The sequence below is a fragment of the Allobosea eneae genome, from assembly GCF_042657265.1.
GTDB lineage: Bacteria > Pseudomonadota > Alphaproteobacteria > Rhizobiales > Beijerinckiaceae > Allobosea > Allobosea eneae.
This window is the reverse complement of the sequence record NZ_JBHSLW010000007.1, coordinates 15,663-29,859: the sequence shown is the minus strand read 5'-3', so window position 1 is coordinate 29,859 and position 14,197 is coordinate 15,663. Positions and strand designations below refer to the sequence as shown.

The following is a 14,197-nucleotide window of genomic DNA, read 5'->3' as shown; positions in this document are numbered from 1 at the left end:
GCTTCCTCCTTCAGGCCTGTTCTTCCTGGGCCATGGCGGCGAAGATGTCCTTCGCGATCTTGATGGCGTGGTTGGCGCGCGGGACGCCGGCATAGATCGCGACATGGAGGAGGGCCTCCATCACGTCGTCCTGGCTGGCCCCGGTGTTGCGCGTGGCGCGCAGGTGCAGAGCGAGCTCCTCGTAATTGCCGAGCCCGGCCAGCAGCGCGATCGTCATCATCGAGCGCTCGCGCGTCGGCAGCGTGTTCCTGGCCCAGACATGGCCCCAGGCGGCATCTGTGATCAGCGCCTGAAACGGGGCGTCGAAAGCTGACTTGTTGGCTTCGGCGCGGTTCACATGGGCCTCGCCCAGGACGCGGCGGCGGATCGACATGCCTTTCTCGGCGAGTTCAGTCATGCGCATGGGCCTTCAGGAACGGGGACAGGATCGCAGCATAGGCCGTGGGGTTCTCGACGCAGGGCAGGTGCCCCGTGCCGGGAACGATGTGGAAGGTGGCGCCGGGGATCAGCGCGGCCGTCGCCTCGACCAGCTCGGCCGGGGAGGCGCCATCGGTATCGCCGGCGATTGCCAGGGCTGGCAGGCGCAGCGCTGCGGTGGCGGCGCTCTGGTCGGCCTTCGATAGCGCCCTGCAGGCGGCGATGTAGCCGGCCGCCGGGGTCCTGGTCAGCATGTTGCGCCAGAGCGCCAACTCGGGCTTCGCGCGGAAAGCCGGGGCGAACCAGCGCTCCATGACGGCGTCGGCGATATGCTCCAGTCCATGGCCGACGACCGCTTCGATGCGGGCCTGCCAGCTTTCGACCGTGCCGAGGCGGGCAGCGGTGTTCGAAAGCACGACCGCGCGGACGAGGTCGGGACGCCGGCTCGCCACGGTCTGGGCGATCAGGCCGCCGATCGAGAGGCCGACGAAGAAGACGGGCTTATCGGCGAGCGACTCGATCAATGCGATGGCGTCGTCGGCGTGATCGGAGATGTCGGTGCCGCCCCCCAGCGTCGAGAGGCCGTGGCCCTGCTTATCATAGCGGATGTAGCGCAAAGTGTGGGGAAGGAGCGGCAGGACCGGGTCCCAGAGCCGCAGATCGGTGCCGAGCGAGTTGGCGAAGATCACGGCGGGTGCGTCGGACGGGCCATCCACGCGACAATGGAGGGCTCCATAGGGACGGGTCAGGGCTTGCACGATCTTTCCTCCTGCTCATAACCTATCAGCACGAATTCGCGGCGAACAATGCAAAGGCCGCCTGGAGTCATAATCTAGTGATTATGCATCCTGCCATTAAGCTGCGGCATATCCGGGCCTTTCTGGACATCGCAGCCGAGGGCAGCCTGTCATCGGTCGCGCGTCGCCAGGGCATCACCCAGCCCGCCCTGAGCCGTACCCTTGCGGAGCTGGAGACCTTGCTGGCGACGCCATTGTTCCGACGCGAGAAGCGGCGTCTGGTGCTGACCGAGCAGGGCGCCCTGTTCCGCCGCCATGCCAGTGTGGGATTGCAGGCATTCGAAGCCGGCGCTGCGGCAATGCATCCGGGCGCGCCGGGCAGCACGATCCGCGTCGGGGTCCTGCCCACGGCGGCGACGCGCCTGTTTCCACGGGTGGCGCTGCGCTTCCGCGAGATTGCGCCCGAAACCGTGCTGGCGATCGAGACCGGGCCGCATTCCTATCTCGTCGGGCTGCTGCGCGAGGGGGCGATCGATCTGATGCTCGGCCGCATGCCGGTGGCAAGCGAGATGGCCGGCCTGGCCTTCACACATCTCTACGAGGAAGAGATCACGCTGGTCGCCCGCCATGACCATCCGCTGCGCGGCGAGCCGGTGGCGCAATTGCTGGCGCGCGTGCCGGTGCTGCTGCCGCCGGCCACCGCGATTATCCGCCCGGCGGTCGACGACTATCTGCTCACGTTCAATCTCGCCGGCCTGCAGCCCGCCTTCGAGACGGTGGCCCTGCCCGTCGGGCGCGCGATCCTGCTCGGCTCGGATGCCGTCTGGTTCATTTCGCGCGGTGTCGTGGCGGACGACCTAAATCGCAATGATCTCTGCGAGATCTCAACCGGCGCCCGCTTCCTGTCGGGCGCGGTCGGCCTCACCCGCCGTCAGGGCGGGCCGGCGGTGCCGGGCCTCGATCTGCTGGAGAGGCTGACCAAGGAGAACGCCGACCGGCAAGGGTAGAGCCTTCCCGGCAGCCATGTGCGGCAGCGTCGCCGGATGGCCAGTGGCTCTGGTCGCGCGCACCAGCATCTCGGCAACACGATGATCTACGGTCTCGGCTGCGGGGCAGCGGGCTGAGTACGCGGGTTTGACAGCTCTTCTCCGCTCTTATAAGTAACTAACCACTGAGTTATAAAATAGCGTGCCGGCGATGATCGGCATCGCGCAAAGCCAGGGAGGACAGCTCGTGCCAGTCCAGACACTCGGCGTCGTCATGAACGGCGTGACCGGTCGCATGGGGATGAACCAGCATCTCATCCGTTCCGTGGTCGCGATCCGTGCGCAGGGAGGGGTTCCGCTCTCCGACGGCTCGCGCGTGCAGCTCGATCCGATCCTGATCGGGCGCAACGCCGAGAAGGTCGAGGGGCTCGCCAAGGCGTATGGCATCGCGCGCTGGAGCACCGATCTCGACGCTGCGATCGCCGATCCGCGCAACCAGATCTTCTTTGACGCGGCAACCACACCGATGCGGCCGACCTTGCTGCAGAAGGCGGTCGCCGCCGGCAAGCACATCTATTGCGAAAAGCCGATCGCGACCAATCTCGACGAGGCGCTGAGCATTTGCCGCTTCGCCAAGGAGAAGGGCGTCAAGACCGGCACCGTGCAGGACAAGCTCTTCCTGCCCGGCCTGATGAAGCTGCGCTCACTGCGCGATTCCGGCTTCTTCGGCCGGATGCTCTCGGTGCGCGGGGAGTTCGGCTATTGGGTGTTCGAAGGCGACTGGCAGGCGGCGCAGCGGCCGTCCTGGAACTACCGCGCCGAGGATGGCGGCGGCATGATCCTCGATATGGTGTGCCACTGGCGCTACGTGCTGGACAATCTGTTCGGCGAGGTCGAGGCCGTGAGCTGCCTGGGCAGCACAGGCATTCCGGAGCGCGTCGACGAGACCGGCAAGCGCTACAAGGCCACCACCGACGACACCGCCTATGCCACCTTCCAGCTGGCCGGCGGCGTGATCGCACAGATCAATATGAGCTGGGTGACGCGCGTCTATCGGGACGACCTTGTCACCTTCCAGGTCGACGGCACCCTCGGCTCGGCCGTGGCTGGCCTGCACGATTGCGTCATCCAGCCGCGCAACGCCACCCCGCGCCCAGTCTGGAACCCCGACCAGCGCCAGAGCATCGACTTCCGCGACACCTGGATGACGATGCCGGACAACGCGACCTACGACAACGGCTTCAAGACGCAATGGGAGATGTTCATCCGCCATGTGGTCGAGGAGCTGCCCTATTCGCATACGCTGATCGAGGGCGCGAAAGGCGTGCAGCTCGTCGAATGCGCGTTGCAGAGCTGGAAGGAACGGCGCTGGGTCGACGTGCCCAAGCTCACGCTCTGAGAGGACGGGGTCGGAACACGCCATGCAGGACACGCGCCCCTTCGCCGCTGCCGTCACGCTCCCGAAGCCTGATCGCTCCACCGAACTCTATCGGCTCGGCGAGCCGGTGCGGCAGGCGCCCCGTTCGGGCAAGCCGTTCAACCGGCTGGCGCTCGCCGCCGCCCATGTCGTCGCCGATCCCTGGGCTGCGAGCGACCCCTGGCTCAAGGCCGCGCCGGATTGGGAGCGGACACTGGCCTATCGCGAGCATCTCTGGGATCTCGGCCTCGGCCTCGCCGAGGCGATGGACACCGCCCAGCGCGGCATGGGGCTCGACTGGCCGCTGGCCCTGGAGCTGATCAAGCGCTCGACGGCCCTTGCTCGGACCAGGCCTGGAGCCGTCATCTTCTCAGGGGCCGGCACCGATCATCTCGACCCGGCCGAGGCACGTTCGATCGACGATGTCGTCAGGGCTTACGAGACGCAATTCGAGGCGATCGAAGGCACCGGCGGCCGGATCATCTTCATGGCATCGCGCGCGCTCGCCCGCGTCGCCAGGAGCCCCGACGACTATGTCAGAGTCTATGATCGCATCCTGTCGCAGGCGAAGGAGCCGGTGATCATCCACTGGCTCGGCGACATGTTCGACCCGGCGCTGGCTGGCTACTGGGGCACGCGTGATCTCGATGCCGCGATGGATGTCGCCGTCGGCGTCATCAATGCCAATGCGGCCAAGGTCGACGGCGTCAAGATCTCCCTGCTCGACAAGGAGAAGGAGATCGCCATGCGACGCCGGCTCGACGAGTCGGTGCTGATGTATACCGGCGACGATTTCAACTATGCCGAGCTGATCGCCGGGGACGAGCAAGGCCATTCGCATGCGCTGCTCGGCATCTTCGATGCGATCGCTCCCGCCGCCGCCGCAGCCCTGGCGGCGTTGGCCGACGACGACCTGCCGGGATTCCATGCAGCCTTCGGCCCGACCGTGCCGCTCTCGCGCCATATCTTCCAGGCGCCGACGCGGTTCTACAAGACCGGCATCGTCTTCGTCGCCTATCTGAACGGGCACCAGGACCACTTCACCATGCTCGGCGGGCAGGAAAGCACCCGCTCGATGCTGCATCTGGCCGAGCTGTTCCGCCTCGCCGACAAGGCCGGGCTGTTCCACGATCCGCACCAGGCGGCAGCCCGCATGGCCCGAGTCATGGCAACCTACGGCATCGGAGCCTGAGACATGCGCGACTTCTCGCGTGACCACGCCTGGCTGTCGATCAACACGGCGACCATCCGCAAGCAGGGCGATCTGCTGCAGATCTCCGAGGCTTGCGCCCGGCATGGTATCCGCGCCATCTCGCCCTGGCGTGACCAGGTCGCCGCCGTTGGACTCCAAGCGACCAAGGCCGCAGTCCGGCGGCATGGCTTCAAGCTCTCGGGCTATTGCCGCGGCGGCATGTTCCCGGCCGATGCGTCGCGGCGGCAGGAGGCGCGCGACGACAACCGCCGCGCCGTCGACGAGGCGGCCGCGCTCGAAGCGGCCTGCCTTGTTCTCGTGGTCGGCGGCCTGCCGCAGTATTCGCGGCCGGGCTCGGCGGTTTCGCTGGACATGGCGCTTGCCCGCACTCAGGTCGAGGATGGCATCGGCGAGCTGCTCGACTATGCCAAGTCCGCTGGGATGCCGCTCGCCATCGAGCCGCTGCATCCGATGTATGCGGCCGACCGCGCTTGCGTGAACACGCTCGGCCAGGCGCTCGACATCTGCGATCGGCTCGACCCGGCCAGAACCGGTGCGCTCGGCGTCGCGCTCGACGTCTACCATGTCTGGTGGGATCCGGAGCTCCATGCCGGCATCAGGCGCGCCGGCCTGGCGCGCCTGCTCGCCTTCCATGTCTGCGACTGGCTGGTGCCGACGCGCGATCTCCTGCTCGACCGCGGCATGATGGGCGACGGCGTCATCGAGATCAGCAAGATCCGCCAGGCTGTCGAGGCCGAAGGCTTCGCCGGCTTCTCGGAGGTCGAGATCTTCTCCGAGGCGGATTGGTGGACGCGGCCGATGGACGAGGTCCTGACGACCTGTATCGCGCGGCACAGATCGGCGGTCTGAGGCGACGCTGAAACGAGGATGTTCAGCCCGCGTGCGGCCGCACCGCGTTCAGCACGAAATCGACGACATGCGCGCGCCTTGCCGCCAGAACCTCCGGCTCGTCGAACTTGGTCTCGAGGATGACGGACAGCGTGTAGATGTTCGAGAAGAAGAAATAGCAGGTCCCGATCATCGTGATCCAGAGCTGCAGCGGATCCAGGCCCTTGCGGATGGAGCCTGCGGCTTCGCCGCGTGCGATGATCCGGCCGACCGCCTGTATGATCGGCGAGTTGAAGCTGCTCACCTGTGCCGACTTCTTCAGGACCTTTGCCTTCTGCAGGTTCTCGGTCGCCAGCAGATTGATGAAGGTCCGGTCCCGCACGAAGGAATCGAAGTTGAACTCGACGAAGCGCTGCAGCGCCGCCAGCGGCTCCAGGCTGTCGAGCTCGAGCTTCTGCTCGGCGACGCGAGCCCTGCGATAAGCCTCCTCGAGGACGGCCAGGTAAAGCAGCTCCTTCGACGAGAAATAGTGGTAGATCATCCGCTTGTTGATCGCTGCCTTTGCCGCGATCTCGTCGGTGCCGGCTCCCTCGTAACCCTTGCTGGCGAATTCGCGAGCTGCAACGCGCATGATCCGGGCGCGTGTCGCTGCGCTGTCGCGGCGACGGACAGGCTTCTGCGAAACCTCTCCGGCCGCCGTCACGCCATCTGCATCCTTCTTTTGCACGTCGTCACGATCGCCTGGGTTGGATTTCCTCTCTTAGGCCATGTGACAAGAAAGCAGGGCCCGGACAAGCCGGAACGCATCATTCGATCGTGACATTGGCCGAGCGGATGACCTCGCCCCATTTCGTGACGTCGGCGGCATGGACCTGATGCAGCGCCTGAGGCGAGCGCTGGTTCTCCGGCGGCGGCTCTGCGCCCAGCTGCAGGAATTTCTCGCGCGAGGCGGGATCGGTGATGGCCTTGACCAGGGCGGCGTTGAGCTTCTCGATGATCTCGGGCGGCGTCCCTTTCGGGGCGAACAGCGCGTTCCACACGACCATGTCGATGCCGCTCATGCCCGACTCGGTGGCCGTCGGCACATCCGGCAGGACCGGAGAGCGGGTCGGAGCCAGCACGGCGAGAGGCCGGACGGCATTGGCCTTGACCTGCGACATCAGGCTCGTCACCTGATCGCAGAGATACCCGACCTGGCCCGATACGACATCCTGCAGGGCGGGCCCCGTGCCGCGATAGGGCACGAGGGTGACCGAGGCGCCGATGCGGTTGTTGAGCAGCAGGCAGGCGAGGTGCGACGTCGAGCCGACGCCGGCATTGCCATTGGTCAATTTGGCCGGGTTCGCCTTCAAATAGGCCGCGAACTCGGCGAGCCTGGTCGCCGGCACCGCCGTGTTGGACACGAGCATGATCGGCGCGGAGGCCGCGATGCCGATCGGCTCGAAATCCGTCAGCGGATTGAAGGTCAGCTTCGGATAGAGCGCCGGCGAAAAGCTCATCGTGCTCATCGGCCCGACCAGAATGGTGTGACCGTCCGGGGCCGCCTTGGCGACGCGGGCCGCTCCGGTCGTCCCGGCGGCGCCCGCGGTGTTCTCGATCACGATCTGCTGGCCCAGCGTGCGCGACATGTGGTCCGCCACGATGCGGCCGACGATGTCGGTCGGTCCGCCTGCGGCGAAGGGCACGACCATGGTGATGTAGCGGTTTGGATAAGTCTGCTGCGCATGTGCCTGGTGGCTGGCGAGCGCAAGCAATGCAGCGGCTAAGAGCGCTGCCTTCCATGGGGACATGGCTTCCTCCTCCGGTTGGTGTGTTCTTTTCCGGAAGGCTAGCGCGCGCTCCCAATCGCGTCAATTAAGTATCTAACCGGTGAGATACAAAACTGCGCGCGACGCGACGCGCGCCCCTGATGGACGGCGTCCTCGTCAAATCACGCAGGAAAGCGAGCTCGGCGCGATCAGGCCGTGAGATCGGCGTTTGCGAACTGGGCGCCGCGCTGAGCGCCAATCGATCATAGTGGGGCGTGTTTAAACTTGGAGTGCGCCCCTGAGGGGAGAGTGGATCAGGCTGCGGCTTTGACTGTGAGCCGGGTGTGTTGATCCTCGAACTGCTGCGGGCTGAGATAGCCGAGCGGAGCGCAATCGACTGGTGTTGCAGATCGGATCGATGAAGCGCGGAAGGTCGGCAGCGACGTCCTGGAAGGTCGCGTAGGCCATCGATAGACGGCCTCGACCTTGAGCGTTTTCATGAAGCTCTCGGCCTTGGCGCGATCGGAGGGATTGCCGCGGCGCCCCCTCGATCCGACGAGACCGTGTTCAGCAAGAGCTTCCCGATAACGCCCCGCAGCATATTGCGATCCGCGATCGCCGTGATGCACGCCGCGGGCGGCGGTTTTCGCCTTTCGACAGCGGAGCGCAGGGCGGCCAGCGTCAGCCGGACGTCGATCGAGCGGCCGATGGCATACCCGACGACCTTGCGCCAGTCTCCGAGCTAGGGTTGCCGGAATCCCGGGATGGACTTCATGCGCGGCCAAGCGGGGACGACCGCGCATCTGGCGAACCGAACCATGCCAGTGGCATAGTGGTGTCGCCTGGCATAGGCAGGCCCTAGCAGACTCTGCCGACCTCCGGTTTCGGGCAGTCTAGCTTGGCGATCGGGCGGCAAGGTCGCGGCCGGTCCATGCATAGGAGCCAACGCCTCCCTCCGCAGGCGTCGAACTGATTCTGTGTCTGCCGGCGTTGGCATGCGGCCGATCTATCCGCATCGGCACAGGCACTGACCCGCATCGGTAGACGCAAAAGCAGGACGTGGCCTCTCGCGATAATGAGGTTGCCTGCAAAATTGCGCGCTTCGCAATGCTCCGGTGCGGCTGAAAATCAGGCCGGAGTGAGCGCGGCCTCCACCTGGGTGCAGCGGACGAGCCGGCCTTCGCCAAGTGCCACGGCAGGAGGCAAGTTCGCTCGGCATATGTCTTGCGCCTGCTTGCAGCGTGGCGCGAATGAGCAGGAGGAAGGGGCCTCGTTCAGGGGTGGTGGCGCGCCGGGGATCGCCTCCAGCCGCTCGCCCTTCTTCGCGCCATGCAGGTTCGCCGCAAGGAGACCACGCGTATAGGGATGGCGCGGATCCCTGAGCAGTTCGCGCACCGTGCCGGTCTCGACGATCTGGCCGGCATACATCACGGCGAGACGGTCCGAGACCTCGACCGCGACGCCGATGTCGTGGGTGACGAAGATCACGCCCATGCCAAGATCGCGCTGGAGCTGGCGCAGCAGCAGCAGGATCTGGATCTGCACGGTCGCGTCGAGCGCCGTCGTCGGCTCGTCTGCGAGCAGGAGCTTCGGGCGGGCGGCGAGCGCAAGCGCGATCATGGCGCGCTGGCGCATGCCGCCGGACATTTCGTGCGGATAGGCCTTGAGGCGTCGCTCGGGCGAGGGGATGCGCACCAGCTCGAGCAGCTCGAGCGCGCGCTTCATTGCTTCCCGCCTGCCGATCTTCTCAAGCCGGATGATCGCCTCGGCGATCTGCTCGCCGACGGTGTAGACCGGATCGAGCGCCAGTGCCGGGTCCTGGAAGATCATCGAGGTGACGGCGCCGCGATAATCCGAGAGTTCCTGTGCGCCAAGCGCCAGCACGTCCTTGCCGTCGACCATGACCTTGCCGCCGATCTCGGTGCGGGTCTCCGGCAGGAGGCGCAGCAGCGTCTTCAGCGTCACGCTCTTGCCCGAGCCGGATTCGCCGAGGATGCCGAGGACTTTGCCCGGCTCCAGCGTCAGCGAGACACCGTTGACCGCATGAACCGTCTGCGCGCCCTTGAAGCGGACGGTGACGTTCTCCATCGCGACGAGAGGTGTCGTCATGCGGCATCCTCCAGCGCCGGGGCGCGGCTGTGACCGGAGCCGGGAATCTCCATGTGGCAGGCGGCCAGTCTGGCGCCCTCGCCGATCCTGGTCAGCGCCGGCTTGGCCTTGGAGCAGACCGTCTGCGCCTGCGGGCAGCGCGGATGGAAGCGGCAGCCCTCCGGCGGATTGATCGGGTTCGGCGGGTCGCCGGCGAGCGGCGCCTCCATGGTCCGGTTGTCCGGGTCCATCGACGGCATCGCCGAGAGCAGCGCCCGCGTATAGGGATGGCGCGGATCGTCGTAGAGCTCCTCGACCGGGCCGATCTCGACGACCTCGCCGAGATACATCACCATGACCCGGTCGCTGATGAAGCGGACGACGTTGAGGTCGTGGCTGATGAAGATGTAGGTCAGCCCGAACTCCTCGCGCAGATCCATCAGCAGGTTGAGCACCTGCGCCTCGACCGATTTGTCGAGCGCCGAGACGGCTTCGTCGAGGATGACGAGGCGCGGCCCCAGCGCCAACGCCCGGGCGATGTTGACGCGCTGGCGCTGGCCGCCGGAGAGCTCGTGCGGATAGCGTGCCGCGAAGCGGGCCGGGTCGAGCCCGACCCGGGCGAGCAGGTCGCGGGCCCGCAGGATCGCGCCCGACTTGGGGACGCCGTGCACCATGGGTCCGAAAGCGATCGAATCCTCGATGGTCAGCCGCGGGTTGAGCGAGGCGAAAGAATCCTGGAAGACCATCTGCGCCTGGCGGCGATAGTCCTTGAGCGACAGCGCCGAGCTGCCAACGGCCTCGCCATCGAACAGCATCTGGCCCTCGTCCTGCGGGATCAGCTGCATCACCACGCGCGCGGTCGTCGACTTGCCGCAGCCGGATTCGCCGACGACGCCGAGCGTCTCGCCCTTCATCACCGTGAAGTCGACACCGTCGACGGCGCGCACCACCGCGCCGCGCCCGAGCGGGAAATGCTTGGTCAGCGTCCGCGCCTCGAGCAGCGGGGTGCCGGCGCCGCCGCGATCGAGTCCGTCTTCGGCATGGAGCGAGAGCGACATGGCTCAGCCTTTCACGTCCATGGCCGAGCGCAGCCCGTCCGAGAGCAGGTTGAAGGAGATCGAGGTGATGAAGATCGCGACGCCCGGCAGCGCGGCGACCCAGGGCTGGACATAGATCGCCGTCCGCAGCGTGTTCAGCATCAGGCCCCATTCCGGCGTCGGCGGCTTGGTGCCGAGGCCGAGGAAGGACAGGCCCGAGGCCAGGATCATCGAGACCGAGATCAGGCTGGTGGCGTAGACGAAGATCGGACCGAGCACGTTGCCGAGGACGTGAACGCGGATGATCGTGCCGGAGCCGGCACCGCTGGCCCGCGCCGCCTCGACATAGTCCATCGAGCGCACCTGCGTCGTCACGCTCTCGGCGATGCGGGCGATCGGCGGGATGAAGACGATGGTCAGCGACAGCAGCGAGTTGAAGACACCGGCGCCGAGAGCGCCCGAGAGCGCGATCGCCAGCAGCACCGAGGGGAAGGCGTAGAAGATGTCGACGGTGCGCATCGTGATGGTGTTGAACCTGCCGCCGAAGAAGCCCGCGGCGACGCCGATGAGCGAACCGAAAAAGAAGGCGATGAAGACCGGCACCACGCCCATGAACAGCGACAGCCTGGCGCCGTGGATCAGGCGCGAGAGCATGTCGCGGCCGAGCTCGTCGGCACCGAGCGGATAGCCCGGCGTGCCGATCGGGCGCAGGCGCCGCAGCATCGAGGAGCGGGTCGGGTCGGCCGGGGCGATATAATCGGCGAAGACCGCCATCAGGATGATCGCCAGCACGACGATGCCGGCGCCGACCGCGACCTTGTCCTTGCGGAAGCGCCTGAAGACGCCGGACCAGTAGCCGGGAGAGCGCACCGGCTGGGGGACAGCCGGCATGGCGGCCGCAGACGTCACCGCACTCATCTCAGCGCCTCCTCACGCGTGGGTCGAGCAGACCCTGCACGATGTCGACCAGGACATTGAGGCCGACGAAGAACATGGCGAGGACGAGGATCGTGCCCTGCAGCAGCGGCAGGTCGCGCTGGAAGATGGCGTTGCCGAGCAGGAAGCCGGTGCCTGGCCAGGAGAACACCGTCTCGATCAGGATCGAGCCGCCGAGCAGGTAGCCGAGCTGCAAGCCCATCACCGCGAGCGCGGTCGGTGCGGCGTTCTTCACGACATGGCGGAAGACGCCGAAATCCATCAGGCCCTTGGCCCGCAGCGCCGGCACGAATTCCTGGTTCAGGATATCGGCGACCAGCGCCCTGACCGTGCGCGAGATGATGCCCATCGGGATCACCGACATGGTGATGGCCGGCAGGATCATGTGGCTGACGTGCTCCCAGTCCCATTTCCAGGCGGCGGAGCCGCCGGGGCCGGCACCGCCCGGCGGCAGCCAGCCGAGCTGCACCGAGAAGACGATGACCAGCACCATGCCGAGCCAGTAATGCGGCACGCTGACGCCGAGCACCGCCAGCATCGAGGCGAACTTGTCAAGGAAGGAGCCGCGGAAATACCCGGCGACGAAGCCGAAGAAGCAGCCGAGCACGAAGCCGATCACGGTCGCGAGACAGGCAATCAGCAGGGTGTTGCCGACGGCGCGCCAGACCTCGGCGGCGACCGGGCGGCCCGTCGCGATCGAGGTGCCGAGATCGCCCTGCACCGCCTTCCAGAGCCAGAGCCCGAACTGCACCGGCAGCGGGCGGTCGAAGCCGTAGAGCTTCCTGATCTCCTCCTGCATCTGCTGCGAGGCGTCCGGCGGCAGCACCGAGGTCAGCGGGTCGCCCGGCGCGATATGGACGAGCAGGAAGCAGAACAGGCTGACGCCGAGCGCCACCGGCAGCACATAAAGGATGCGCTTGGCGAGATAGGTCAGCATGGGGATATTCCCGCGCGCTCCACGTCATGCTCGGGCTCGACCCGAGCATCTCCTGAAAGAGATTCTCGGGTCTGCGCTACGCTTCGCCCGAGAATGACGGTTGGTCTGGGCGCCGCCATGCCGATCCTCACTTGTCCATCGAGATCGGCGAGAAGTCCTGGAACCAGTTCTGCGCCTGGACGAAGCCCTCGACCTTGGCCGACAGGGCGCGCGGGTTGACGTCGTGCGTCACCATCAGGAAGAGCGCGTCGTCGACGTATTTCTCGTGCGTCTTCTGCAGGATCTTGGTCTGCTCCACCGGGTCGAAGGTGGTGCGGATCTGGTCGAACAGCTTGTCCATCTCGGGGTCGCAATAGATGCCCCAATTGGTGCCCGCCGGCGGCTTCAGATCGCATTGCAGATGGCGGATGAAGCCGGTGAACGGGTCCTGGATGAAGTAGGTGTAGTTCATCCCCGTCGCCTTGCGCGACGAGTCGTGGCTGGCGCCTGCGCGCCAGATGTTGATCAGCGTGTTCCACTCGACCACCTCGAAATCGACCTTGATGCCGACCTCGGCGAGATTCTGCTGGACGAACTCGTTCATCGGCAGCGGCTGCATCTGGCCCGAGCCGGAGGGCGAGATCAGGATGCGGGTCTGGAGCGGCTTGGCCGGGGAATAGCCGGCCTCGGCGAGCAGCTTCTTCGCCGCCGCGGGGTCGTAGCTCAGCTTGAAGCTCGGCTTGCCGAACCATTGATGGCCGGGCGGATAGAAGCCCTCGGCCGGGATCATCATGCCGCCGAGCAGTTCTTTCAGCCCGGCGCGGTCAATCGCGAGATTGGCCGCCTTGCGCACGCGGATGTCGTTCCAGGGCGAACCCTCGACGCGTGAGAGATGCCAGGTCCAGTTGTGCGGATAGGCGTTGGTGACGATCCTGTAGCCGGCGCCTTTCAGCGACTCGACGAGATCGGGCGCCGGCGCCTCGATCCAGTCGACCTGGCCGGAGCGCAGTGCGGCGGCGCGCGCATTCGGTTCCGGCAGCGGCAGCAGCACGAGCTTGTCGAGCTTGGGTACCCGCGCCTTGTCCCAGTAGTCCTTGAACGGCGAGAGCTCGGCCCGCTCGCGCGGCTGGAAGGCGGTGAGCTGCCACGGGCCGGTGCCGGACGGCGTCCTGGCGAAGGCTTCCCAGTTCTTGCCGACCTTCTCCCACTGCGCGGGCGACGACATCATGATCCAGGCGAGCTGGTAGGGCAGGGTCGCGTCGGGCGACTTCGTCGTGATCTCGACCTTGTACTTGTCGATCAGCTTGTAGGCGGCGACGGCCGGGATGCGCGAGCGCCCTTGCGCCGCCTGGCGCTGGTCGAATTGCGGACTGTCGTTCTTGAGCAACTTGTCGAGGTTCCAGACCACCGCTTCGGCGGTGAACTCGGAGCCGTCATGGAACTTCACACCCTCGCGCAGGGTGAAGGTCCACTTGGTCTTGTCGCTCGCATCGACCGCCCAGGCGGTGGCGAGGCCGGGCTTCAGGTCGGAGGGCTTGTCGGCGCTGGAGAGCTCCCAGTTGATCAGCGCGTCATAGACGGTATAGCCCATGAACCGCATGCCCTCGCCGCCCTGGTCGGTCTGGCCTGTGGTCAGCGGAATGTCGGAGGCGGTCATCCCGATGCGCAGCGTGCCTTGCGCCAATGCCGGCTGGGCAAGGAGCGCGACGCCGGCAGCGAGCGAGAGGGCCAGTGCAGTGCGAAGCATCGGGCACCTTTGATCTGGAAGGGTTCTGAACCGGCTCAGCAAGGGCCGTGCCATGGGCGTGAAAGCGCCGGAACCGTGCCGTCATGCTCGCCCTTGTGGCGAGCACCCACGTCTTGAACGCTGCATG

General features: G+C 66.5%; 13 protein-coding genes. 4 read left to right on the top strand and 9 right to left on the bottom strand.

What is annotated here, in order from left to right; all coding sequences use genetic code 11:
* Window positions 1-10: 10 nt before the first annotated feature.
* The gene (gene pcaC / locus ACFPOB_RS04955) at window positions 11-397 is read right to left on the bottom strand and encodes a 4-carboxymuconolactone decarboxylase (RefSeq protein WP_092162204.1); all 387 of its coding nucleotides are present in this window, start codon (window positions 395-397) and stop codon (window positions 11-13) included.
* A complete protein-coding gene (pcaD, locus tag ACFPOB_RS04950; RefSeq protein WP_377796386.1) occupies window positions 390-1,175 on the bottom strand; it encodes a 3-oxoadipate enol-lactonase in 786 nt (261 codons plus the stop codon). Before pcaD ends, pcaC begins: the two co-directional genes overlap by 8 nt.
* Before the next feature lie 83 nt (window positions 1,176-1,258).
* Between pcaD and ACFPOB_RS04945 the strand changes: the two genes are divergently transcribed.
* The 4 genes from ACFPOB_RS04945 (at window position 1,259) to ACFPOB_RS04930 (ending at window position 5,619) form a co-directional block, all read left to right on the top strand.
* Entirely contained in the window at window positions 1,259-2,161 is a 903-nt protein-coding gene (locus ACFPOB_RS04945; protein ID WP_377796385.1) for a LysR substrate-binding domain-containing protein, read from the top strand.
* Between the two features lie 226 nt (window positions 2,162-2,387).
* On the top strand, window positions 2,388-3,539 hold the full coding sequence (locus ACFPOB_RS04940) for a Gfo/Idh/MocA family protein (protein WP_377796384.1): 1,152 nt from the start codon (window positions 2,388-2,390) through the stop codon (window positions 3,537-3,539).
* Window positions 3,540-3,561: 22 nt separating this feature from the next.
* Window positions 3,562-4,749 (top strand): dihydrodipicolinate synthase family protein, encoded by a 1,188-nt coding sequence (locus ACFPOB_RS04935; RefSeq protein ID WP_377796383.1) that lies wholly within the window; start codon window positions 3,562-3,564, stop codon window positions 4,747-4,749.
* A 3-nt stretch (window positions 4,750-4,752) separates the two neighbouring features.
* Window positions 4,753-5,619 carry a sugar phosphate isomerase/epimerase family protein gene (locus tag ACFPOB_RS04930; protein ID WP_377796381.1) on the top strand — a complete coding sequence of 289 codons (867 nt, stop codon included), beginning with the start codon at window positions 4,753-4,755 and terminating at the stop codon, window positions 5,617-5,619.
* Window positions 5,620-5,641: 22 nt separating this feature from the next.
* Here ACFPOB_RS04930 and ACFPOB_RS04925 read toward each other — a convergent pair whose 3' ends face one another.
* The 7 genes from ACFPOB_RS04925 to ACFPOB_RS04895 all read right to left on the bottom strand — a co-directional run bounded on the left by ACFPOB_RS04925 (window position 5,642) and on the right by ACFPOB_RS04895 (window position 14,070).
* Entirely contained in the window at window positions 5,642-6,301 is a 660-nt protein-coding gene (locus ACFPOB_RS04925) for a TetR/AcrR family transcriptional regulator (protein WP_377796379.1), read from the bottom strand.
* A 103-nt stretch (window positions 6,302-6,404) separates the two neighbouring features.
* On the bottom strand, window positions 6,405-7,388 hold the full coding sequence (locus tag ACFPOB_RS04920) for a Bug family tripartite tricarboxylate transporter substrate binding protein (RefSeq protein ID WP_377796377.1): 984 nt from the start codon (window positions 7,386-7,388) through the stop codon (window positions 6,405-6,407).
* 1,086 nt (window positions 7,389-8,474) lie between these two features.
* The gene (locus tag ACFPOB_RS04915) at window positions 8,475-9,455 is read right to left on the bottom strand and encodes an ABC transporter ATP-binding protein (RefSeq protein ID WP_377796376.1); all 981 of its coding nucleotides are present in this window, start codon (window positions 9,453-9,455) and stop codon (window positions 8,475-8,477) included.
* Complete coding sequence (locus ACFPOB_RS04910) at window positions 9,452-10,492, bottom strand: ABC transporter ATP-binding protein (protein ID WP_377796375.1); 1,041 nt, start codon at window positions 10,490-10,492, stop codon at window positions 9,452-9,454. The genes ACFPOB_RS04915 and ACFPOB_RS04910 overlap by 4 nt, the downstream gene beginning before the upstream one ends.
* 3 nt (window positions 10,493-10,495) lie before the next feature.
* Window positions 10,496-11,389: an ABC transporter permease gene (locus tag ACFPOB_RS04905; RefSeq protein WP_377796374.1), complete on the bottom strand. Its 894-nt coding sequence runs from the start codon at window positions 11,387-11,389 to the stop codon at window positions 10,496-10,498.
* A gap of 1 nt (window position 11,390) precedes the next feature.
* Complete coding sequence (locus ACFPOB_RS04900) at window positions 11,391-12,344, bottom strand: ABC transporter permease (RefSeq protein ID WP_377796373.1); 954 nt, start codon at window positions 12,342-12,344, stop codon at window positions 11,391-11,393.
* 127 nt (window positions 12,345-12,471) lie between these two features.
* Window positions 12,472-14,070 carry an ABC transporter substrate-binding protein gene (locus ACFPOB_RS04895; protein ID WP_377796371.1) on the bottom strand — a complete coding sequence of 533 codons (1,599 nt, stop codon included), beginning with the start codon at window positions 14,068-14,070 and terminating at the stop codon, window positions 12,472-12,474.
* Window positions 14,071-14,197 lie beyond the last annotated feature (127 nt).